This is a genomic window from Bradyrhizobium sp. SRL28, from assembly GCF_018596315.1.
In the GTDB taxonomy this organism is placed as follows: domain Bacteria; phylum Pseudomonadota; class Alphaproteobacteria; order Rhizobiales; family Xanthobacteraceae; genus Bradyrhizobium.
Window position 1 is genome coordinate 1 of sequence record NZ_JAHEAG010000003.1, and the last position, 22,366, is coordinate 22,366.

A 22,366-nucleotide genomic window follows, 5' to 3' on the forward strand; every position below is an offset into this window, starting at 1 on the left:
TGCAATTCCTTCAGTGCAGCTCGATAGGTGATTGACGCCAAGCCGCGCGATCCTGGCCGGCTCGCCGATATGATTGCATCGCATATCGAGCTTTCGATCCCGGATAAGCAGGTGCTGCTCGCGACCCTCGATCCCGTAAGGCGGCTCAAAAGGGTTGGGGACCTCCTGCAGAGTAACGCTTGAGGTCAACTAACGTCATTCGCGTCGGATTGGCCGGACCACGGCGACTTCCGGTCTACCCCGGTGAACGGACATTCTCAGGATAGGCGGGCATGTCTCAAAAGTGCCAGAAGCAGTTGTAATCGCACCATGGATTTTCAGCCTGGAGCAGCCGCCCGCCGCAAAGGCGCCAACGAACGGGGACGTTGAGCGGTCCATCGAGGTTCGCGTTTAAAGCATCGGTGCGGCGTGGACCGATACATCCACATGCAGTCCGGTCGGATCGTCCGCATTGCCGACGAAGCCGCCCGATATCGGGATCGCCTGTTCCGCCTCCCTGGTCACGCCCACGCGGATCAGGTTGGCGCCGGCAATCAAACCATTGGTCGGATCGTACTCGACCCAGCCCGCACCGGGCAGATAGACGCTGCACCAGGCGTGCGTGCTGCCGCCGCCCACGGTCGTGCCCGAAGAATCGTCGTACAAATAGCCGGTGACAAAACGCGTAGCGAGGCCAAAGCTGCGCAGCGCTTCCATCATCAGCACCGCAAAGTCGCGGCAGGTGCCGGAGCCTAACGCCAGTGTCTGGGCGGCCGTCTGCGTGCCCTCCTCGTAACGCGCCCGATAATTGAACTCCTGCTTGATGGCGTGCGTCATTGCTTCCAGCACCTTCAGGGTCTGTTTGCTGTTTGCGTCGGACACGACGCGGCGGGCCCAGGCGTCGACCTTTCGCTCGGGGTCCGGCATCTGGCGTTCAGCGAGGCGAGCCAGATCGGGAATCTCATGAGCGGCATAGGAACACGGAAACTGCTCGGCAGTGGCGTCGAGGCTGTAGACCGGAAGCGGCTGACCATCGGGGTGATGCGTCATGTCAAGCGTCGATACGATGCTGAGCCGCTCGGTCCTGAGTGCTTCCGGCCATTCGAGGTAGCAGATGGAATTGTTGAAGACGTCATGCTTCCAGTAGATCGCATTCGGCTCCGGTTCGACCTTCAGCATCGCGCTGTGCAGGCGAAGGTCGTGGCTCTCGTCCGGCCGGACCATCAACTTGTGCCGTAGCAGGCCGACCGGGTTGCGGTAGGTGTATTCGGTGGTGTGAACGATGCCGATTTTCGCCATACGAGCCTCCTCCGATTGGATTGACTCCATGAGACCGAGCGGGCTCGATGTACCGAGCGCCGGACACCCGTTACGATGGACAAAGGTAGCCATCTTACAGATCAGTGGCTAGGTGCTGCCACCGATGGAAAGAGGTAACTGATGAACCTCGATCTCGCCCTTATCCTGCTCATGCTCGTGGCCGCGATCGCGATGTTCGTCATCAACCGGCCCCGCATGGACGCAGTCGCGCTCCTCGTGATGGTCGCGATGCCCTTCACCGGCATCATTACCATGAACGAAGCGCTGGCGGGGTTTGCCGATCCATCGATCATACTGATCGCCGCGCTATTCGTCATCGGCGAAGGCCTGGTGAGGACCGGCGTCGCACGACGGCTCGGCGACTGGCTCGACGCGAAGGCCGGCAGCAGCGAGAACCGCCTGCTCATCCTGCTGATGGCGGCCGTAGGCGGGCTCGGCTCCCTGATGAGCTCAACCGCTGTTGTCGCCATTTTCATCCCCGTGGTGCTGCGCATCTCGCAAAATCGCGGCATGGCGCCAAGCCGGCTTATGATGCCGCTGAGTTTCGCCGCGCTGATCAGCGGGATGCTGACACTGGTGGCAACAGCGCCCAATCTGGTCGTAAACGCCGAACTGATCCGGCAGGGTGCGCAGGGATTCAATTTTTTCAGCTTTACCCCGTTCGGGCTGCCGCTGCTCGCACTTGGTATCATCTATATGCTTTTCGCGCGCGGCCTGCTCTCCGGCAAGAACCTGCCCGCCGCCGCGGACCGCCGCCCCAGGCTTGCGCGGTGGATCGAGCAATACGGCCTCGCCGATCGCGAGAAGCGCGGCCGCATAAGCGCCGGCTCGTCACTCATCGGAAAGCGCCTCGACGAGCTGTCGTTCCGCGCCGCGGGCGTGAACCTTCTCGCCATCGAGCGTGGAACGGGGTTTGCGGCCAAGGTGCTCCGTCCGACCGCGCAAACCGAACTGCAGGCCGGCGATGTACTGCTCGCCGATGTGGACATCGCGAACGACGGCGCCAAAGAGCATTGGCAGTCCCTGAAACTCGAGCCGCAGCCGCTCAACGAGATCGGAAACTACTTTGTCGACCGCTCTCAGGAGATCGGCGCAGCGGAGGTCATCCTGCCGGCTGAGTCCGCGCTGATCGGTCAGACCGTGCGCGAGGCCCGGATTCGCTCCGACTACGGCCTCACCGTCATCGGGTTGCGGCACGGCAACAACGTGGTCATGCACGACCTGCTGGGGGAAAGGTTGAAGATCGGAGATACCCTCCTGCTGATCGGCTTCTGGTCTGACATTCAGGATCTTCAGTCCCACAGGGAGGACGTGGTCGTCCTGAACATGCCGGTTGAACTGGAGGAAGTCCTCCCTGCAGCACGGCGGGCGCCGCACGCGCTGGCCGTGCTCGGGCTGGTGGTCGCGCTGATGGTCAGCGGTTTGGTGCCGAACGTCCAGGCCGCGCTGATAGGCTGCCTGCTGATGGGACTTCTGGGTTGCGTCGATTTCAACAGCGCCTATCGCTCCATCAACTGGAAGACGCTCATCCTGATCGTCGGCATGCTGCCGTTCTCGCTGGCATTGCAGCGGACGGGAGGGGTCGATCTTGCTGCCGACGCAGTCGTCGGCCTGGTTGGAGCCGCCGCACCGCGTTTCGTACTGGCGACCTTGTTCGTCATCACCGCGGCGCTAGGCTTGTTCATCTCCAATACGGCCACGGCCGTACTGATGGCGCCCGTGGCGCTGGCCATCGCCAAGGACCTCGGAGCCTCACCCTATCCGTTCGCGATGATCGTCGCGCTGGCCGCATCCGCGGCTTTCATGACGCCTATCTCCTCGCCGGTAAACACGCTGGTCGTCGGACCCGGACAGTATAGTTTCGGCGACTTCGTGAAGGTGGGTGTGCCGTTCACAGTTATTGCTGCAATCGTGAGCGTGCTGCTCGTTCCGATTTTTCTTCCGTTTTGAGCGTGGCGGCAGGTCCACATTTGTCGCTTGGCGCATGGGCGGCGGTGCGCCGCGCCGCAGCAATTAACGATTCGGTAATCTCGGTTTCGTGCAGGCGGCCGCGACGAAGCATTTCACCCGACGGACGAAGCCATTTTTCCGATTCCACGAAAACTTCCTGAAATCGAACTGCGGCAGCATGGCAGGCTGATGAATTCCCCGCGTCTCGCCAGACCAGCGGCGAGGCCAGCTCAGAACTGGAAATGCCATGCTCGCCGAAAAGTATATGCTGCTTTTGGAAACGATCCGGAGCCTGGCCGTGCGTGGCCCGGCCTATCCCGATGGCGGCCCGAGGGTCATCAGCACCTCGCCGCACGTCCCCGTCCAATTGACCGATATGAGCCGAAAGTAAGGGCGACGTAGGGTGGGCAAAGGCGCGTTTGCGCCGTGCCCACCGTCTTACATTCCGCTCGCAATGGTGGGCACGCTTCGTTTTGCCCACCCTACGAATTACTATTGCGAAAGCTACGTAATCAGCTCGCCGCCTGCGCCGGCCTGTCGCGCTGGTGCTTCATGACGATCTTGTTCAGCGCGCCGAGATAGGCTTTCGCGGACGCCACCAGCGTATCCGGATCGGCCCCCTTCGCCGTCATCGAGCGGCCTTCATGGGCGAGCCGCACGGAGACTTCGGCTTGCGCGTCGGTGCCTTCGGTAACGGCGTGGACCTGATACAGCTCCAGCTTGGCCTCGTGCGGCACCAGCGCCTTGATGCAGTTGAAGACCGCATCCACCGGGCCGTTGCCTTCGGCTTCCTCGATTTTCATCTGGCCTTCGACGTCGAGCTTCATGGTCGCGCGCTGCGGTCCATGGGTGCCGGCGATGACCGTCAGCGAGACCAGCTTGATGCGGTCATGCGAGGCCGCGATCTCCTGATCGACCAGCGCCTCGATGTCCTCGTCATAGATGTCCTTCTTGCGATCGGCCAGCGCCTTCATCCGCACGAAGGCGTCTTCGAGCTGGTTGGCGCCGAGCTTGTAGCCCATCTCCTCCAGCTTGTGCACGAAGGCGTGGCGGCCGGAATGCTTGCCGAGCACCAGCGACGACTTCTTCAGGCCGATCATCTCGGGCCGCATGATCTCGTAGGTCGATGCGTCCTTCAGAACGCCGTCCTGATGGATGCCGCTTTCATGCGCGAACGCGTTGCGGCCGACGATCGCCTTGTTGTATTGCACCGGGAACGAGGTCGCCGCCGAAACCAGCTTCGAGGCCCGCGTCAGCATGGTGGTGTCGATCTTGTTCCACCACGGAAACACGTCGTTCCTCACGTTGATCGCCATCACGACTTCTTCAAGCGCGGCATTGCCTGCCCGCTCGCCGATGCCGTTGACGGTGCATTCGATCTGCCGCGCGCCGCCGGCGATACCGGCCAGCGAATTCGCCACCGCCATGCCGAGGTCGTTATGGCAGTGTACCGAGAATACCGCCTTGTCGGAATTCGGCACCCGCTCGATCAGCGTGCGTATGAACCTGGTGTATTCTTCCGGCACGGTGTAGCCGACCGTGTCCGGAATGTTGACCGTGGTGGCGCCTGCCTTGATCACGGCTTCCACAATGCGGCAGAGGAAATCCATCTCGCTGCGGGTGCCGTCTTCGGCCGACCATTCGACGTCGTCGACCTGGTTGCGCGCGCGGGTGACGTTTGCGATCGAGAGCTCCACCACCTGCTCCGGCGTCATGTTCAGCTTGACGCGCATGTGCAGCGGCGAGGTCGCGATCACGGTGTGGACGCGGCCACGCTTGGCAAACTTCACCGCTTCGGCACAGCGGTCGATGTCCTTGGGGTGGGCGCGCGACAGGCCGGCGATGACGGCGTTCTTGGAGCGGCGGGCGATCTCGCTGACCGCCTGGAAGTCGCCTTCGGAGGTGATCGGAAAACCGGCCTCGATGACGTCGACGCCCATGTCGTCGAGCATTTCGGCGATCTCGAGCTTTTCCTCGAACGTCATGGTCGCGCCCGGGCACTGCTCGCCGTCGCGCAGGGTAGTGTCGAATACGATGACGCGGTCCTTCTCGGACTTGTTGGCGGTGGTCATTTCTGAAGTTCCTTTTGGGTCGTGCGCCGGTTCAATGGGCGCTGAAGGGTCTGGTGATCTCGCTCAAAACCCCTGAGTGCCCAGGCGCAAACGCCCAGACGGCCCTCAGGGGCCGATAAGAAGCAGAAGCCCGCCAAGAAGGAGGGTGGGCGCGGACGCAGCCGGACGCACGGGGGCAGCCTTGGCCGCTCCACCCCGAACTCCAGACTTTTCGCTGCGAATCAGCATTGCCAGACCCTTTGGACGACCAAATCTCGGCCAAAACCATTGACGGTTCGTTGCCGGGAGTGCGTCCAAGGGCCGTTCTAGACGAGAATTATGGCCGGCCGCAATGCCAAAAGATGGTCAGGAGGGGTGACCTAATGGGTCGGGAAGTGGAGTGCGAGAGCGGACGGCACCTGAAGCGCCTTGCGGCGTTATCAACCAATAGCTCCAGGCAAGCATCAAATGGGCGTCGAGACCGAAATCAAGTTCCGCATGCCGAACCATAATCGCGGGGCATCTGCCAGATTGACGGTGCCCGGCTGCAAGATTGGCGCGCGCTCGGAGAGCGATCTGCTGTCGACCTATTTCGACACGCGAAAACACAAGCTGAAGCGGCGCGGACTTCTGCTCCGGGTGAGGCAAACGGACGGCAAGCACATACAAACGATCAAGAAGACGTCCGGAGCGCAGTTCGGCCGCGGCGAGTGGGAAACCGAAATAGCAGGTCGCACCCCCGATCTCGACGAGGCGAACGGCACGCCACTTCAGCGGTTGGCCTCGAACAAGCTGCGGCGCAAGTTGAAGCCAATCTTCGAGACCTCGGTACATCGCATCACCATGCCGGTCCGCACCAAACGGAGCGAACTGGAGCTTGCCATTGATCACGGCAGGATTGTCGCGGCCGGGCACACGAGCCGCATCGAGGAAGTTGAACTTGAATTGAAAACTGGACCAGCGAGGGACCTGTTTCGCGTCGCGAAGGCGCTGGAGCGAAAGCTCGCGGCCGAGCTCTGTTTGAGAGCGAAGGCAGACCAGGGCTACGATCTTGTCAACGGCAAGCGCGCTCAAGCTGTTTTTGCCGAGCCAATCGAGCTTGAGAAGCGGATGACCGCCATCGAGGGTTTCCAGGTGATCGCCCGCTCCGCCCTTCGTCATTTTTCCGGAAACCTCGACGCGATCCGTAAGCTTGATCCGGAAGGCGTGCATCAGATGCGCGTAGGCTTGCGCCGCTTGCGCGCCGCCATGTCGCTGTTTTCGAATGCACTGGCGACTGCGAAAACCGAAAAAATCAAGACAGAACTCAGATGGCTGACAAACGAGCTGGCGCCCGCGCGCGAGCTCGACGTCGTCCTGGAGGAGAAGATTGGTCCCGTCGCCCGCGAAATAACGCCGCAACGAGGCGGTAAAGCCATCGCGAAGCAATTTGCCGATAAACGCGCTGAGGCGCTCGAGCAGGCCAGCAAGGCTGTCGATTCGCCGCGCTGCCGCGCCCTGCTCATCGATGTGCTCGAGTGGATCGAGGCCCAGCGCGGCCGGACAGACGTTGCCAACAGCGGACTTGGCGAATTCGCCGCAAAGCTGCTGGATCGGCGGCTGAGAAAGGCACACAAGGACGCAGGGAAGCTGCAGGAGATGACGGCACCCGAGCGGCATAAATTCCGAATCAGGATGAAGAAGCTCAGATACGCGGCCGAGTTTTTCGAAAGCCTTTTCCCCAGCAAGCGCGAGCGAAAGGCGCTCGTACGTCTATCGAAACACACGAAGAAGATTCAGGATGCGCTCGGCTCGCTCAACGACTTCGTTGCGGACCGAAAGATGGCGGCAGAGGCCGCGCTCCAGGCGCCGCCGCAAGACAGGCGCGCCCGCGCCTATGTTTCCGGCATTATCGTTGGTCGCGAGGATGAGCAGGCAAGGCCGCTCATGAAAGCGGCGGCAAAGGAGCTGCGTGCGCTACGCCATCTTTCCGCGCTTGGCTGATGCGGTCGTCACACACGCATTCGAGCTGATGCGGCTCACGATTCCCTGTCAATTCCGCCCGCGCCCCTTGGGGCGAAGGCTCGATGGTGAGCGGCCGTAAAGGTCGGCGAAGGCAGCATTGAAGCGGCGGACGCTGCCGAAACCCGCACGGAAGGCGATCTCGGTCATCGTATCGTCGGTGGTGTCGAGCAGCCGCTTGGCGCGCTGGACGCGGCGGGTGGTCGCGACCTGCTGCGGGCTTGCCCCGACATGGCGTTCGAACAGGCGAGCGAGATGGCGCGAGGTGACCCCGAGTTTCTCCGCCAGTGCGGCGACCGAGCCTTGCTCCAGCGCGCCGCCGTCGATCAGTTTCAGTGCCCGCGCAACCGTCGAGCGCGTGCCGTTCCAGGCCGGGCAGAACGGAGCCGTCTCCGGGCGACAACGCAGGCACGGCCGGTATCCCGCCGCCTCTGCGGCGGCTGCCGTTGGGTAGTAGGTGACGTTGCGCGTCAACGGGTGCTTCACCGGGCAGACCGGGCGGCAATAGATCCGCGTGGTCCGGACCGCCGTGAAGAAGCGGCCGTCGTAGCGTGCGTCGCGCCGCAGCCGTGCGGCGTTGCAGACATCAAAACTCAGCATCAGCGGATCCTAGCGCATCGCGCGGTCGGGGAAAGTGGCCGCTGGTGATGAAGTCCGATTCCGGCCAGCGCGAACGGCGAGGCTGGCCTAGATGAGGACGATTGATTTTCACTCCTCACTGAAGGCCACAGCATGGATCATCCGACCGTCAAAGACATCGTCCTCAACGCCTGGAAGACATTCTCGACGCGCGACGCAGGCCAGATCGCATCCCTCTTCACGCCGGACGCCGAATGGATCGCGCCAGCCCGCAATGCAACGGCGGTTGCGCTCGCGCATACCGACCACATGATCGGCCCCGACCAGATCGCGCGCTTCATCGCCTCCGAGATGCACCGCCTGTTCTCGGAGATCGATATCTCGTTCCGCGCGATCCATACCGATGGAGACACGGTGATCATCGAAGAGCGGATGCGGGCGACACTTCCGGAAGGACGGCCGTATGACAACGACTACTGCTTCATCTTTGTCGTCGCGGATGGCCGCATCAAGCAGGTTCGCGAGTACATGGACACACGAAAAGGCTGGCAGATGGTTTTCGGGGAAGCCGCGGAGTGATGCGTAAGGTGGGCAAAACGCGGCGCGTCCACAATTCCGCCCGGGTATTCGGCGCCTGGCGGACGCTCATGAATCATGGTGAAGCATGGGGCAAAAATATCGCAGTGACGGCCAATAATTATAACTCAGGTCAAAACCTGGATTTCGTTGACCACTGTGGCCGCCCGATTCGCTATGATTCCCGTATCGCGGGGACCCGAGAACGGGATTCCTCAAGTCAGTGTTATTTCTCGCGGTCGTGGCAAGGGCGACGATCGTGAAAGCCGATGAGGGGCGCCGAGATGCCCGCTGTGGGCGATGCCTGCAGCGGGCAGCTTGAGCCGGGTGGGTCAGCATGGCATCGATCAGATTTACAACCATCAATATTGGATTGAACCGGCGACCGGCCAAACCAACCACCTGGCATCTACGGCGGGTCATCATGCCGAGACGCAGCATTACCGGCCGGCTGGTGCGCGGACAGGTTTGGCGGCGCCACGACGGCCGTCGCTGGTTGTACAAAAAATTCGTCGCATAGCGGGCGCAGTAAGCCGATCCGTAGGGTGGGCAAAGCGCAGCGTGCCCACCATTCCGCCCGGGATTCGGCGCCATGGTGGGCACGGCGCAAGTGCGCCTTTGCCCACCCTACTTCTTCGCGCTCTTGCCCTCGGCCAGCAACGCCTCACGGACCTGCTTGAACTCGCTGCGGTCGGCCTTGTCTACCTCTGGGAAATGCAGGTCGAGCTTATCGAGCGCGCTGACGATCGCTGAACCGATCACGACGCGGGCGAACCATTTGTGGTCGGCCGGCACGATGTGCCATGGCGCTTGCTTCGTCGAGGTGTGGCGGATCAGGTCCTGGTAAGCAGCCTGATATTTCGCCCACAGCCCACGCTCACCGATGTCGGCCAGCGAGAACTTCCAGTTCTTGCCGGGATCCTCCAGCCGCTCGAGGAAGCGCTCGCGCTGTTCCTCCTTCGACACGTTCATGAAGAACTTCAGAATCACGGTGCCGTTGCGCGCGAGGTAGCGCTCCATCGCGGAGATATCCTCGAACCGCTCCTTCCAGATCTCCTTGGTCACCAGCCGCTCGGGTATCTTCTGCCTGGCGAGTATCTCCGGATGCACCCGCACCACCAGGCATTCCTCGTAATAGGAGCGGTTGAAGATACCGATCCGGCCGCGCTCCGGCAGTGCGATCATGGATCGCCACATGAAATCGTGATCGAGTTCCCTGCTCGACGGCTGCTTGAACGACCAGACCTCGCAGCCCTGCGGATTGACGCCCTCGAACACGCTCTTGATCGCAGAATCCTTGCCGGCGGCGTCCATGCCCTGGAAGATCAGCAGCATCGACCAGCGGTCCTGCGCGTAGAGCTGTTCCTGGAAATCGGACAGGCGCTCGCGATTGGCCTCGATGATCTTCGTCGCCCCCTCCTTGTCGAGCCCGCCCTTCTCGTTGGTCTTGTGCGATTTCAGGTGAAATTCGCCCGCCCCGTCGAAACGGAACGGGGCGACATAGGATTTTAGTTCATCGGCAATCGGCTTTGAGGATTTCTTGCTCATCTATTTCCTCCTCGTCATGCCCGGGCTTGACCCGGGCATCCACGCTCTTAACACCGCCCGCAAAGACGTGGATGGCCGGGCATAGGCGACGCGCAAGCGACGCCGTCCTTCGGACGGCTATGCCCGGCCATGACGGAGAGAGTACCGTGTATTTGCTCGGTCCTCACACCTTCTTGGGTTGCGTCTTGAATCTCTCCATGACGCTACCAAGAATGCCCTTGGGAAGGAATATGATGAAGACGACCAGCAGCACGCCGTAGACGAGGTTGTCCCAGCCAACCGCGCCGGTGCCGAAGCGGATGCGCAAGACTTCTGCCAGCATGATGGTGATGATGGCGCCCACCGTCGGCCCGAGCGAGACGTAGAGGCCGCCGACGATGACGGCGAACACCATCTGCAACGACACCGCGATGCCGCTGACGGTGTCGGGCGAGATGAACATCTGGTACTGGCAGTAGAGCGCGCCGGCGAGCGCGGTCATCAGCGCCGAGATCAGCGTGATCTTGAGCTTTTCGGCCGTGACGTTGACGCCGGCGGCAGCGGCGGCGTCCTCGTCCTCCGAGATCGCCTCCATGGCGTAGCGGCTCATGCTGCGGTCGACCCAGCGCCAGACCAGAAGGCCCAGCACCCAGACGCCGAGCGCGATCAGATACCAGGTCGTCTTGTCGTCGAACTGCAGCGCGAGCAGCCCCTTGCCGCTGGGGGCGCGGTTCGGCGTGTAGCCGAGCGAGCCGCCGGTGTAGTCGCGGGTCGCGGTGATGACCTGCAGCACGATGCCCGACAGCGCCAGCGTCACCAGCACGAAATAATGCCCGGTGATGCGGAAGCGGAAACAGGGATAGGCGACGACGAGCGCCAGCACCCCGGCAGCCACCATGCTGATGGGAATGCCGATCCACGGCGACACGCCGAGATGGTTCCAGAGCAGCGCGGTGACATAAGCCCCGACGCCCATGAAGCCGCCATGGCCGAGCGACACCAGGCCGAAGCGGCCCATGATCGACCATGCGGTATAGGCGAACGACCAGATCAGGATCAGCACGAGAATGTGCAGGTGATAGGGCTCGCGATAGACGAAGGGCAGCGCGACCAGCGCGGCGAGGCCAACGGCCCAGGCGATGTGGCGGGAATTCACGAGCGCCTCGCAAAAAGGCCCGCGGGCCGGATGAACATCATGACGATGAAGAAGGCAAACGCCAGCACGTAACCCCATTCGAGGTCGGAGAACAGGCCGCCCAGCGAAATGATCTGCGCGAACACGAACGCCGCGATGAAGCCGCCGACGAAATTGCCGAGCCCGCCGAGCACGCAGATCAGAAAGGTGATCGGCCCGAACGACAGCCCGACGAAGGGGTGCACGTCGTATTGCAGCACCAGAAGACAGGCGGCGAGGCCGGCGAGCGCGCCTCCCAGCGCCGAGGTGATGAGATAGATCCGCTTGGTATCGACCCCCATCAGCGACATGATCTGGCGGTCCTGCGCGACCGCGCGGATCGCAGTACCCGTATAGGTGCGCTTCATGAAGAAGTAGATCGCCAGCATGCCGATCAAGGCGGCGGCGAAGGCAAGGAGCCGCGAATAACTGAAATGCATCTCGCCGATCGCCAGCACCGGCAGGCGGATGCCGAGGTTGCGGAAATCGATGCCGAAGGCGACGGTGGCAAAACTCTGCAGGATGAACAGCACGCCGCCGGTCGCGAGCAGCTGGTTGATCGGCGGCGCGGTCAGAAGCGGCGCGATGACGATGTAGTGCAGCGCCGCCCCAAGGGCTGCGACCAGCAGGATCGCGAACGGCGCCGCGACCCAGTATGGCAATCCGAACACCTGGACCATGTAATACATGCCGTACATGCCGATCATCACCAGCTCGGCGTAGCAGATCCAGGTGACGTCGATGACGCCGAAAATCAAATTGAGCCCGAGCGCGAGCAGCGCCAGCACGCCGCCGAGCAGGATGCCGTTGACCACGGCTTCCAGCAGATAGATGTCGAAGATGTCGAGAAATGCCTGCATCTGTGCCCTGCCCTACACGCCCAAATATGCCTGCTTGATCGTATCGGTCGACAACATCTCTTCCGACGTGCCCGACGCGCGGATGGTGCCGGCCTCGAGCAGATAGGCGCGGTCGACGACCTTCAGCACCTGCTGCACGTTCTGCTCGACGATCAGAACCGTCAGCCCAATTGCGCGGATGCGTTTGACCAGTTCGAACACCTGCTGCACCACGACCGGGGCGAGACCCGCCGACGGCTCGTCGAGCAGGAGCAGCTTCGGGTCCGACATCAGCGCGCGGCCGATCGCGCACATCTGCTGCTCGCCGCCTGACAGGGTGCCGGCCATCTGGCTACGCCGCTCCTTCATGCGCGGGAAGAGGTCGAACACGAACTCCAGACGTTCGGCATATTTGGAGCGCGCGCCCGGCATGTAGGCGCCCATCTTCAGATTGTCGTCGACGGTGAGCCGCGGAAACAGCCGGCGGTTTTCCGGCACGTGGGCGATGCCGAGATCTACGATGCGATGCGCCGGCGTCGCCAGCACATCGTGGCCTTCCATCGCGATCGCGCCCCTGGTGGGGCGGATCAGCCCTGAGATCACGCGCATCAATGTGGTCTTGCCGGCGCCGTTGGGGCCGATGACGCCGACGGCCTCGCCCGCCTTGACCTCGAGATTGATGCCGAACAAAGCCTGGAAGGTGCCGTAGCCCGCGTCGACCGATTTCAATTCGAGCATGCGTCAGACCCCCGCCTTGCGGCGCGCTTCCGCCGCCGCAGCCTGGCTCGAATCCGCATCCGTCCCGAGATAGACCTCGATCACCCTGGGATCGCCAGCCACCGCGCTCGGCAGGCCCTCCGAAATCTTCTCGCCGTGATCGAGCACCATCACGCGATCGACCACCCGCATCAACACGCCCATGATGTGCTCGACCCAGATGATGGTGATGCCGAGCTCGTCGCGGATCTTGCGCAGCATGTCGGCGGCCTGATCCATCTCGTGCTCGTCGAGCCCGCCGAGGCTTTCATCGGCGAGCAGAAGTTTTGGCCCCGTCGCGAGCGCTTTTGCCAGTTCGAGTTTTTTCAGGCCGGCGGCGCCAAGCCCGTCGACACTCGCGTGCCGATCCGTCGGCAGGCCGACCATGCCAAGCGCGCGCTCGGCAGCTTCATCGGCCTTGGCCCGGCTATGGCTGCCCTGGCCGTAATAGCCGGCCAGCGCCACGTTCTCAAAAATGCTGAGCCTGTGAAACGGCCGCGGGATCTGGAAAGTGCGGCCGATGCCACTGTTGATGATGCGGTGCGGGGCGACGCCTGAGATCTCCGCGCCGTCAAACAGGATCGATCCCGCCGTCGGCACCAGCGTGCCCGACAGCATGTTGAAGATCGTGCTCTTGCCGGAGCCGTTCGGGCCGATCAGACCGAGAATCTCGCCCTGCTCGACCCGGAACGACACATTGTTAACTGCGGTGAAGCCGCCGAAACGCTTCACCAACCCTTCTACCGTCAGCACGCCGGATTCTCCGTCGACGTTTCTTGTTTGAGCATAGTCCGGAAAACGCGACAAACGCGAAGGCGTTTGCGCGGGGATCATGCTTTACTGGTTGCTGAACGTGGTTCCCTTCGGCAGCGGCAGCACGGCTTCGCGCTGCGCCTGGCTCTTCGGCCACACCACATACGACTTGTCGTCGACATACTGAATGACCACCGGGAACGAGCGCTCGTTCTGGCCGGCCATCTGCGTGCCTTCGCCGTGGAATTTGACGCCGAAGCCGAGCATGGTGCCACCCTCGGGAATGTCGACTTCGAGCGCGGCCTTGCGCAGCGCATCGGGATCGACGCCACCGTATTTCTTGATGGCGCGCGGCAGCACGTCGGTGAGGAAGAGGTAGGTGTTCGACGCCGCCATGCCGACATGGGCGGAACGGATCGCGACCCCAGGCTTGGCCTTGTCGAATTCCTCGCCGACCATCTTGATGACCGGCGGCAGCTTCGGATCCATCGATTTCTGATTGGCGAGCCAGATCGAAATCGGATCGGTGTTGAAGACGTAGTTGACGTCACCGCCGAGACCTTCCTTCAGCTTCTCATACACGCCATAGCCCGCGCCGTGACCGACGAGCGCCTGGAATTTTAGCCCCTGCTCGCGCGCCTGACGGCCGAACAGCGTGATGTCCGGATTATAGCCGGTGTGGAAGATCACGTCGGGCCGCCCGCGCTTCAGCTTGGTGACCAGCGCGGAAAGATCCGGCGCGGTGGCCGAATAACCTTCCTTCATCACGATGTTGAAGCCGGCCTTCTTGGCGCCGGCCTCGTTGCCCTTGGAGACGTCGACGCCGTAGGCGCCGTCCTCGTGGATGATGGCGACGCGCAGATCCTTTGGATCCTTGCCGAGCTTCTCCTTGGAGTTCTGCGCGATGAAATCCATCGTCATCATGCCGAACTGGTCACCTGACGCCTGCGGACGGAACACGTATTTGAAGTTCTTGTCCGCGAGCACGGCGGAAGAAATGCAAGTCGTGATCCACATGAAGTTCTTCAACTGCTCGACGCGCGCGGCCACCGGCACGCATTGCGCCGACGAGAAGAAGCCGAGCAGCATGTTGACCTTTTCCTGCTCGATCAGCCGTACCGCCTCGTTGATCGCAACATCAGGCTTGCTCTGGGCGTCGGCGTAAACCGCCTCGACCTTGTAACCCTCGACGCCGGTCTTGGCGTACTGGTCGAGCATGATCTTGGCGCCGATATATTGCAGCTCCGAGCCGCCGCCCGCGAGCGGGCCGGTCAGGTCGTAAATCACGCCGATCTTGATTTTCTTTTCCTGGGCCTTGGCGGTCACCGCCATCCCCAGCACCGCGATTGCGGCGGACAGCCCAACGAGAAGGCGTGCAGCTTTGCGCCCCGGCATCAAAACCTCCCTCTGTAGATGGTGCAATGCACCTTTTTCTTTTTTGTCGTTTTCTTTTTGTAGTTGTTGTTCTCATCACACGGGCAGCGCCGTGCGATGTCAAGCCGAATAACCGATGCCACACTGTCGCGGCGCCTCGGCACCCAAAAGTCGCAATCTCCGGTCCGGCCGATGCGCGCGTGATCATCGCAAACATCGGATGTTAAACATCGGATGATTGCCTAGCACAGCGTGCGCGTGTTAGGCAATCGCGAATTCGCCCGAGATCAGGAGCAGAACGAGGTGGCCAAGCCACGGACCGCCGACAGGCGCATCAAGCCGGGGCGCATTCGCAACGTGTTGACGAGGCTCGGCCGCGAAATTGCGCAGGATCACATTCCGGTCGGAGCGGCCTTGCCGCCCGAGCCGGATCTCGAAGCCCGCTTCGGCGTCGGACGCGGTGTGGTGCGGGAAGCCGTCAAGACGCTTGCCGCAAAGGGAATGGTGAGCGTCCGGCCGCGGCACGGCACGCATGTGCTGCCGCGCTCTGAATGGAGCCTGCTCGACCGCGACGTGTTGAGCTGGCTGGTCGGCCAGAACGAGCCGGACCGCGATCTGCTGCTGGCCATTCAGGAAGTCCGCTCGATCATCGAGCCGGCGGCCGCAGCGCTTGCCGCCGAGCGCGCCACCAAGAACGACCGCTGGCGGATCAATACGGCGTTGGCCGCGATGGAGACCGCGCAGGACGAGGCGAGCGCCATCGCCGCCGACAAGGCGTTTCACCTTGCGATCCTCGACGCGACGCACAACCCGGTGCTGCAGGGCTTTCGTGGCGCCATCGACACCATCCTCAACACGGTCTTCGATGTCGCGGTCGGCAGCGTCGGCTGGTTCAAGGACAATCTGCCCAACCACGCCGCCGCCGCGCGCGCAATCGAGAGCGGCGACGCCGAGAAGGCGCGGATCGCGATGGAACGGGTGCTTGATTATACGAAGTTGAAACTGTCGAACCGGAAGACGGCAATCGCCACCGCCGCCGATCGACGGCCGGCCGGCACGGCTACAGGCACGTCAAAGAAGAAAGCTGCCGTCAAAAAGGCAGGCGTCAACAAGAAGAAAAAGAGCCATGGGTAGCCCTAGGCCGCAAACTGCGCTTCAAGAAAGGCCGTGACAAAACGCGGCATTGCGGGGGTGAGATCGCGGGTGCCGCGCACGAGGTGGATGGCAGATAATTCAGGCTGGTGCTGCGCGGCGAGATTGCGCTCGATCCGCTCGCGCACCGCATCGCCCGGCATGCCGACGCGCAGCATGCGGATCATTGCGACCGCACGTCCCGTATAGATGCAGTGCCAATGCGGCTCGCTCTCGTACTCGCCGGGCGCCAGCCCGGTTTCTTCCTCAAGCTCGCGCGTGACGCTGCCTGATATATCAACCGCGCCGTCCCTGATGTCGTCGAGGTCGGGCGTGCCTGACGGGAAATAGATGCGCCCGGCGTTCGACGTGTGCTGCCCCATCTCGCCGAGCACGAAGGCGCCGTCGGCGCAACATAGCGCACCCATGCCGAAGCCGTTGAACACGCTTGGGTCAGGAAAGCCCCAGTCCCGCCAGGCCAGAAAGCTTGCGAAATCGGTTTCGAAATAGCTGGCGCTGAAGCGGTCGCCTGAAAACACCGGATTGCGCCCGAGCAGCACGCGGCCGTTCCACATCGCAGGTTTTTCGCGCTGCTTGTCGGCGAAATGCGCCGCGATCTCCGCGCGCCGCGTTTCGGCAAACGGCCACGTCCACGCTTCGACAACGAGGTCGAGCGCGCTGACGCGATGAATGACCGGAGGCTTCGTGTCACTCATCGCCTGGCTTCGCTCGATCTCATGCCCATCCTATCCGGGCTTCACTTGGTGTTCGTGCCAGAGGTCTTCTTGACCTGTTCGACATATTTGTTGGTGTAAGTCTTGGTCACGTCGATATTGGCCTTGGCGACCTCCGGCGAACCCTCGCTGAACACCGCGAGCACGGCATCCGCGCCCTTGGGGTCCATCTTGCCGGTCAGCGAATACATCGGGATCGTGTTCTTCAGCGCCGCCAGATAGAGCTCCTTGTTCTTGCCGACGATTTCTTCGGGCATCTTCGCCATGATCTCTTCCGGCGAATGCGAGTGAATCCAGTCCAGCGTGTTGACGATCGCCGTGGTCAGCGCCTGCACTTCCTTCTCGTGCGACTTGATCCACGCCGTGGTCGTATAGAGTGCGCCGCCGGGATATTCGCCGCCGAACACGGCGAGCGTGTCCTTCTCGCTGCGGGTGTCGGCCAGTATCTTCAAATCGGGATAGCTGCCCTGCAAAACGGTGACGGAGGGATCGAGCATCACGGCCGCTTCGATCTGTCCCTGCTGCATCGCCGCCACGGCGGTCGCGCCGAGGCCGACACCGATCACCGCGGCGCTGGTCGGGTCGAGGCCGTTCTTCTTCAGGAGATATTTCAGGAAGAAATCGGTCGAGGAGCCCGGCGCGCTGACGCCGACCTTCTTGCCGGCCAGATCCTTGATCGACTTGATGTCGTTGGTGTGCTTGGGCGACACCACCAGCACCAGACCGGGGTAGCGGTCATAGATCACGAAGGACTGCAATTCCTGCTTCTTGGCGGCCAGATTGACGCAGTGGTCGAAATAGCCCGACACCACGTCGGCGCTGCCGCCGAGCACGGCTTTCAGCGCGTCCGAACCGCCCTTGAGGTCGACCAGTTCGACCGCCAGCCCCGCCTTTTCATATTCGCCGAGCTGCCTGGCCAGCACCGTCGGCAGATAGCACAGGCAGGAGCCGCCCCCGATCGCGACGGTGACCTTGCTTTGCGCTGCGGCAAATCCCGAGGTCAGCGTCAGCGCCAGCAGCGAAGCGGCCAGCCGGCCGAACAGTTTCTTCATGGGTTCCTCCAAAGATTTGGCTCGCACGATAGTGCAGCCCGGCGGGCTTGAGAAGGCGACTTTGGTGCCAAAGCGCGGCTCGCAACGCTGGCGTCCTGATCATGCAGACCGCTCTATTCCGCGATCTTTTCGTGAGATACGCAGCATCGCGCGCTGGTCAGACGGATTCCCGCGGCATAGCATCGCCTCCACAAAAATCAACACAGGGGAGGACTGCCCATGAATCGCCTAGCCATCACGCTATCGCTCGCCGCCGCTTTCGCCGCCGGTTGCAGCGTCACCCATCTGCTCCGTCCGGCAATCGCCGCCGAGAACATCACCGCGCAGGTCATCAGCACCGGCGAGCTCGAAGGCGACAAGCTCGGCATGCCCTCGGGCACCGGAATGCGCTCAAAGCTGTTCGTTGCCGCCGACGGCATGACCATCTCGATCCAGGACGGCAATGTCGGCAAGCACATGCATCCCAACACCAACGAGATCCAGTACATCCTCGACGGCACCGGCACGATCTGGCTGGGCGACAAGGAAGTGCGGGTAAAGCCGGGCGACCTCGTCGTGATCCCGAAGGGCACCGCGCATGGCGGCACCAAGCCCGACGGCCGCACCCTCAAGGCGATCGCGATCAAGACGCCGCCGCAGGCGCCGGATGATACGAAGATGTTGAATTGAGTCTGCGCGTTGCAGAATCGTAGGGTGGGCAAAGGCGCGCTCTTCGCCGTGCCCACCATGTTTTTGCTGTGGTCGTGAACGGTGGGCACGCTTCGCTTTGCCCACCCTACGATTCCTGCCAGATCAGAAATCCCCGGCGGGCCACGATCGCCGCGGCGACAAGCTCCAGCGCGATGCAAACCAGAAGGGCGGCGTCATAGTCGCTGCTCCACCCCCGAATGAGGCCGATCAATGCGGGACCCAGCGCGCCGACGGTGCCGCTGATCGCGGTCGACAGGCCCATGACGACGACGAAACTGGCGGCGCTGAATTCGCGATGAATGATCAGCGGCGGCAGCGTAATGATGTTGCCGACCGAAAAACCAAAGACGGCGGACGCGGCCAGGATCATCGGCACGGTATCGGTCTGGCGGATGAGGAGAAGCGCCGCCGCCTGGCTGACGAGCGACACGGCGGTGACGAGCCGCGGATCGAACCGGTCGACAACCATGCCAAGGCCGAGGCGCCCTGCGATCGCCGTGAAGGTCATGACGGAAACCGCGAGCCCCGCGCTGCTGCGGCCGACCTTCGGTTCAAGCAGCGCGATCTGATGCACGATGAAGCCCACCTGGGCTACCAGGGCGAGCGCAAAGGGAAGCGAGATGGTCCAGAACGCCAGGCTGCGCAGCAGCTTCACGCGCGATATTTCGGCCGTTACGGACGACGATCGAGGTTGCGGCGGCTCGCTGGCCTCCACGGCACCCATCTGAGATCGCGGGCCGATCCAGGCGAGCGCGACGGGCACGAGAACGACAACCGTGACCGCTGCCGCGATCAACATCGCGGCTGCAAAGCCTGTTCGTTCGACGAGAAGCACGAGCAAGGGCGTCGCGACGACCCCGCCGAAACTCGCACCGGTGTACGCCAGACTGATCGCGAGCCCGCGACGGCGCACGAACCACAGACTTACGACGGTCGCGATCACGACGGTTCCCATGCCGATCCATCCCAGCGACATCAGGATGAAGGCGGCATAGAGCTGCCAAACCGTGGTCGCCGATGCGAGCATCGCCATGGAGGCTGCAAGCGCTGCAATTCCGAGCAGGACGAGCCGCTTCGCGCCCAACCGGTCCACGAACTCGCTGGTGAAGGTCGCAAGGATATTGCTGCGCAGGAAGGACAGCGTGCTGGCCCCCGAGATCAGCGCGGGCGGCCAGCCATTCAGGCGCTGGAGTTCGACCAGGTAGACGCCCTGGCCGTAAAGGGCAAAGCCGAACAGAAACAGCGCCATGAGGAAACAGGCGAGCACGGCCCGCCAGCCAGCATAGCGCAGCAGCGTCTCATCAGGAGGGCTTGTGTCCTGTGCGGGGATCATCTGCCTTCGGGCCGTTGCGCCGCTCGAAGCCGCTTCCGGCACGGCCCGGCTTCACCATGCGCGTTTGGCTCGCGGAAGGCGAATAACAATTGAGCTGGTGACTGTAACAGTAGCAGATAACGGCAGAACCGTAGGGTGGGCAAAGCGCAAGCGTGCCCACCATTCATCCGCATCGCAGTCTCTGCAGATGGTGGGCACGCTTCGCTTTGCCCACCCTACGATTCCTGCGATGACGGGGAGACCTACCCCCTGCTCTCCGCCGCGACCGGCCGCCAGACCAGCAGCCGGCGCTCGACCAGCGTCACCACCATGTCGATCAGGATGACGAAAGCCGATAGCACGAACATGCCGGCGAACACGGCGGCGACGTCGAACACGCCTTCGGCCTGCTGGATCAGGTAGCCGAGACCGGCCGCCGATCCCAGATATTCGCCGACGACAGCACCGACCACGGCGAAGCCGACCGCGGTGTGCAGCGAGGAAAACATCCACGACAGCGCCGACGGCCAGTAGACATGCCGCGTCAATTGCCGTTCGCTCATGCCGAGCATGCGGCCGTTGTCCAGCACGGTCTGGCTGACCTCCTTGACGCCCTGATAGACGTTGAAGAACACGATGAAGAACACCAGCGTCACGCCGAGCGCGACCTTGGACCAGATGCCCAAGCCCAGCCACAGCGTGAAGATCGGCGCCAGCACCACGCGCGGCAGCGCGTTGACCATCTTGACGTAGGGATCGAATACCGCGGCGACGCGCGGCTGGCGCGCGAACCAGAAGCCGACCAGCACGCCGCCGACCGAGCCGATCACGAAAGCCAGCACCGACTCCCACAGCGTAATCATCAGATGCTTCCAGATCACGCCTGAGGAGAACCATTTGACGATCTGGCTCGCGACATCGACCGGGTTGGAGAAGAAGAACGGCGGCAGCAGGATGCGGCCGAACACCGGCACGGTGGCGAGGAACTGCCACAGCGACAGTGCGACCACCGCCACCATCAATTGCCAGAACAGCAGTGTCAGGCGCGACATCAGCCGACCTCCGCACTTAGCGTCGACTGTACATAACCCTTCATCACTTCGTCCTTCAGCACGCTCCAGATTTCGCGGTGCAGTTCGTGGAATTGCTTTTCCATCCGCACTTCCGAGATGTCGCGCGGGCGCGGCAGCGGCACACGCCAGTCGCCGATGATGCGCGCGGATGGCCCTGCCGACATGATCACGACGCGATCGGCAAGCGCGATCGCCTCTTCGAGATCGTGGGTGACGAACAGCACCGCCTTGCGGTCGGCGTTCCACAGTTCCAGCAGCAGGTTGCCCATGATCTGCCGGGTTTGGGCGTCGAGCGGGCCGAACGGCTCGTCCATCAGAAGGATTTTTGGATCGCGGATCAAAACCTGCGCGAGGCCGACGCGCTTGCGCTGGCCGCCGGACAGCATGTGCGGATAGCGGTTGGCGAACGCGCCGAGCCCCACTGACGTGAGCCAGCCCTGCGCCCGCTGCAACGCCTGCTCGCGCGGCGCGCCCTTGATGTCGAGGCCAATGGCGACATTGTCGATCGCGGTCTTCCAGGGAAACAGCGCATCGGCCTGAAACAGATAGCCGGCTTCCCGGTTCAACCCCGTCAGCGGCTGACCGAAAATCTTCACCGACCCCGCGGCGGGCTTCAAAAGCCCGGCCGCCACGTTGAGCAGCGTCGATTTCCCGCACCCGGTCGGGCCGACAATGGCAACAAACTCGCCATGGGCGACGGACAGGCTGGCCCGCTCCACGGCTGTGTAGACACGATCCCCGGCCACGCGAAACGCCACCGTCGCGTCGTCAAGGGCGACCGCCACGGGCTCTGCGGTATCGGCCATGCTTTCTCCCCAAGATTTGGACGGATGCCTTAGCGGTTACCAAGGATAAGTTCAACGCGGCGCTGCAACGCGGGTCGTTGATCATCTCCGGCTTTCGGATTGAGCCGGTCGAGACTTCGGCTTGCCCTCTTTTGCAGGGCGACCGTTTTTACGCCCCGCGATCGAGAATTAGAGGCTAAGATGGCGGCCGGCGAACAAGAAGGGCAAGATCAGGAAGGGCAAGCAAGGCATTCAAAATCATTGAATTTGGGAGCAGAGATTATGTGTAGAGCGTTCCGATTGGCTGGGGCAGCCGTCATGTTGGGCTCGAGCATCTTTTCCGTGGCCGAAGCGCGGGCGATCGAACTTACAGGCGCATGGGCGGGGCACGCGGATCTGTGCAGCCAGGTCTTCACAAAGAAGGATGGCAGGGTCGAGTATGCAGAGTTTTCCGAGCTTTTCGGTTCAGGTTTCATCATCGATGGCGACCGGATCAGAGGAAGAGCCGCGACCTGCACAATCAAATCCAGGAAGCAGGAGGGCGATAGCCTCGAGCTTTCCGCAGCTTGCGCGTCGAGCATCATGACCCAGGATGTCCGATTCAGTCTGAAAATCATCAACGACGATACTATTTCCCGGTCATTTCCCGAGATTGCGGGAATGAGCCTGAACTACACGAGATGCAAGTTCTAAGCGAACGCCTGATGCCT

The 22,366-nt window shown here is 62.5% G+C and carries 22 protein-coding genes; 8 read left to right on the forward strand and 14 right to left on the reverse strand.

The features are described 5' to 3' along the window. Nucleotides 1–27: 27 nt before the first annotated feature. Nucleotides 28–183 (forward strand): LON peptidase substrate-binding domain-containing protein, encoded by a 156-nt coding sequence (locus KIP88_RS48470; RefSeq protein WP_214487333.1) that lies wholly within the window; start codon nucleotides 28–30, stop codon nucleotides 181–183. A gap of 207 nt (nucleotides 184–390) precedes the next feature. Here the strand turns inward: KIP88_RS48470 and KIP88_RS07900 are convergent, their stop codons facing one another. Beyond that, nucleotides 391–1,278, reverse strand: coding sequence for a transglutaminase family protein (locus KIP88_RS07900; RefSeq protein WP_214487334.1), 888 nt, complete (start codon nucleotides 1,276–1,278; stop codon nucleotides 391–393). A 141-nt stretch (nucleotides 1,279–1,419) separates the two neighbouring features. On the opposite strand from KIP88_RS07900, the gene KIP88_RS07905 reads away from it, so the two are divergent. Beyond that, complete coding sequence (locus KIP88_RS07905) at nucleotides 1,420–3,249, forward strand: SLC13 family permease (protein ID WP_214487335.1); 1,830 nt, start codon at nucleotides 1,420–1,422, stop codon at nucleotides 3,247–3,249. Nucleotides 3,250–3,496: 247 nt separating this feature from the next. Then, nucleotides 3,497–3,640 (forward strand): hypothetical protein, encoded by a 144-nt coding sequence (locus tag KIP88_RS07910; RefSeq protein WP_214487336.1) that lies wholly within the window; start codon nucleotides 3,497–3,499, stop codon nucleotides 3,638–3,640. A gap of 121 nt (nucleotides 3,641–3,761) precedes the next feature. Here KIP88_RS07910 and KIP88_RS07915 read toward each other — a convergent pair whose 3' ends face one another. Continuing rightward, a complete protein-coding gene (locus KIP88_RS07915) occupies nucleotides 3,762–5,321 on the reverse strand; it encodes a 2-isopropylmalate synthase (RefSeq protein ID WP_214487337.1) in 1,560 nt (519 codons plus the stop codon). A gap of 447 nt (nucleotides 5,322–5,768) precedes the next feature. On the opposite strand from KIP88_RS07915, the gene KIP88_RS07920 reads away from it, so the two are divergent. Continuing rightward, nucleotides 5,769–7,283 carry a CYTH and CHAD domain-containing protein gene (locus tag KIP88_RS07920; protein WP_214487338.1) on the forward strand — a complete coding sequence of 505 codons (1,515 nt, stop codon included), beginning with the start codon at nucleotides 5,769–5,771 and terminating at the stop codon, nucleotides 7,281–7,283. Between the two features lie 48 nt (nucleotides 7,284–7,331). On the opposite strand, the gene KIP88_RS07925 is transcribed toward KIP88_RS07920, so the two are convergent. Beyond that, nucleotides 7,332–7,901: a bifunctional transcriptional activator/DNA repair enzyme AdaA gene (locus KIP88_RS07925; RefSeq protein ID WP_214487339.1), complete on the reverse strand. Its 570-nt coding sequence runs from the start codon at nucleotides 7,899–7,901 to the stop codon at nucleotides 7,332–7,334. 132 nt (nucleotides 7,902–8,033) lie between these two features. Between KIP88_RS07925 and KIP88_RS07930 the strand changes: the two genes are divergently transcribed. Then, nucleotides 8,034–8,459 carry a nuclear transport factor 2 family protein gene (locus KIP88_RS07930; RefSeq protein WP_214487340.1) on the forward strand — a complete coding sequence of 142 codons (426 nt, stop codon included), beginning with the start codon at nucleotides 8,034–8,036 and terminating at the stop codon, nucleotides 8,457–8,459. Nucleotides 8,460–9,083: 624 nt separating this feature from the next. Here the strand turns inward: KIP88_RS07930 and KIP88_RS07935 are convergent. From KIP88_RS07935 to KIP88_RS07960, 6 genes are all read right to left on the reverse strand, one after another. Beyond that, nucleotides 9,084–10,004 carry a polyphosphate kinase 2 family protein gene (locus KIP88_RS07935; RefSeq protein WP_214487341.1) on the reverse strand — a complete coding sequence of 307 codons (921 nt, stop codon included), beginning with the start codon at nucleotides 10,002–10,004 and terminating at the stop codon, nucleotides 9,084–9,086. A gap of 163 nt (nucleotides 10,005–10,167) precedes the next feature. Continuing rightward, on the reverse strand, nucleotides 10,168–11,139 hold the full coding sequence (locus KIP88_RS07940) for a branched-chain amino acid ABC transporter permease (protein ID WP_308163311.1): 972 nt from the start codon (nucleotides 11,137–11,139) through the stop codon (nucleotides 10,168–10,170). Continuing rightward, complete coding sequence (locus KIP88_RS07945) at nucleotides 11,136–12,017, reverse strand: branched-chain amino acid ABC transporter permease (protein WP_214487343.1); 882 nt, start codon at nucleotides 12,015–12,017, stop codon at nucleotides 11,136–11,138. The genes KIP88_RS07940 and KIP88_RS07945 overlap by 4 nt, the downstream gene beginning before the upstream one ends. Nucleotides 12,018–12,029: 12 nt before the next feature. Then, complete coding sequence (locus tag KIP88_RS07950; protein ID WP_214487344.1) at nucleotides 12,030–12,734, reverse strand: ABC transporter ATP-binding protein; 705 nt, start codon at nucleotides 12,732–12,734, stop codon at nucleotides 12,030–12,032. 3 nt (nucleotides 12,735–12,737) lie between these two features. Further along, on the reverse strand, nucleotides 12,738–13,505 hold the full coding sequence (locus tag KIP88_RS07955; RefSeq protein WP_214487345.1) for an ABC transporter ATP-binding protein: 768 nt from the start codon (nucleotides 13,503–13,505) through the stop codon (nucleotides 12,738–12,740). A gap of 84 nt (nucleotides 13,506–13,589) precedes the next feature. Next, nucleotides 13,590–14,900 (reverse strand): ABC transporter substrate-binding protein, encoded by a 1,311-nt coding sequence (locus KIP88_RS07960; RefSeq protein ID WP_214487346.1) that lies wholly within the window; start codon nucleotides 14,898–14,900, stop codon nucleotides 13,590–13,592. Nucleotides 14,901–15,182: 282 nt separating this feature from the next. On the opposite strand from KIP88_RS07960, the gene KIP88_RS07965 reads away from it, so the two are divergent. Then, nucleotides 15,183–16,013, forward strand: a complete 831-nt coding sequence (locus KIP88_RS07965) for a FadR/GntR family transcriptional regulator (protein ID WP_214487347.1) — start codon at nucleotides 15,183–15,185, stop codon at nucleotides 16,011–16,013. Between the two features lie 2 nt (nucleotides 16,014–16,015). Here KIP88_RS07965 and KIP88_RS07970 read toward each other — a convergent pair whose 3' ends face one another. Both KIP88_RS07970 and KIP88_RS07975 read right to left on the reverse strand, forming a co-directional pair. Then, nucleotides 16,016–16,726: an NUDIX hydrolase gene (locus tag KIP88_RS07970; protein ID WP_214487348.1), complete on the reverse strand. Its 711-nt coding sequence runs from the start codon at nucleotides 16,724–16,726 to the stop codon at nucleotides 16,016–16,018. Between the two features lie 41 nt (nucleotides 16,727–16,767). Continuing rightward, nucleotides 16,768–17,796 carry an ABC transporter substrate-binding protein gene (locus KIP88_RS07975; RefSeq protein WP_214487349.1) on the reverse strand — a complete coding sequence of 343 codons (1,029 nt, stop codon included), beginning with the start codon at nucleotides 17,794–17,796 and terminating at the stop codon, nucleotides 16,768–16,770. Between the two features lie 219 nt (nucleotides 17,797–18,015). Between KIP88_RS07975 and KIP88_RS07980 the strand changes: the two genes are divergently transcribed. After that, nucleotides 18,016–18,465 carry a cupin domain-containing protein gene (locus KIP88_RS07980; protein ID WP_214487350.1) on the forward strand — a complete coding sequence of 150 codons (450 nt, stop codon included), beginning with the start codon at nucleotides 18,016–18,018 and terminating at the stop codon, nucleotides 18,463–18,465. A gap of 106 nt (nucleotides 18,466–18,571) precedes the next feature. Here KIP88_RS07980 and KIP88_RS07985 read toward each other — a convergent pair whose 3' ends face one another. From KIP88_RS07985 to KIP88_RS07995, 3 genes are all read right to left on the reverse strand, one after another. Beyond that, complete coding sequence (locus KIP88_RS07985) at nucleotides 18,572–19,819, reverse strand: MFS transporter (RefSeq protein WP_214487351.1); 1,248 nt, start codon at nucleotides 19,817–19,819, stop codon at nucleotides 18,572–18,574. 242 nt (nucleotides 19,820–20,061) lie between these two features. After that, nucleotides 20,062–20,850 carry an ABC transporter permease gene (locus KIP88_RS07990; protein WP_214487352.1) on the reverse strand — a complete coding sequence of 263 codons (789 nt, stop codon included), beginning with the start codon at nucleotides 20,848–20,850 and terminating at the stop codon, nucleotides 20,062–20,064. Further along, nucleotides 20,850–21,677 carry an ABC transporter ATP-binding protein gene (locus KIP88_RS07995; RefSeq protein WP_214487353.1) on the reverse strand — a complete coding sequence of 276 codons (828 nt, stop codon included), beginning with the start codon at nucleotides 21,675–21,677 and terminating at the stop codon, nucleotides 20,850–20,852. Before KIP88_RS07995 ends, KIP88_RS07990 begins: the two co-directional genes overlap by 1 nt. Nucleotides 21,678–21,857: 180 nt before the next feature. Between KIP88_RS07995 and KIP88_RS08000 the strand changes: the two genes are divergently transcribed. Next, nucleotides 21,858–22,349 carry a hypothetical protein gene (locus tag KIP88_RS08000; protein WP_249790623.1) on the forward strand — a complete coding sequence of 164 codons (492 nt, stop codon included), beginning with the start codon at nucleotides 21,858–21,860 and terminating at the stop codon, nucleotides 22,347–22,349. The last annotated feature ends 17 nt before the right edge of the window (nucleotides 22,350–22,366 follow it).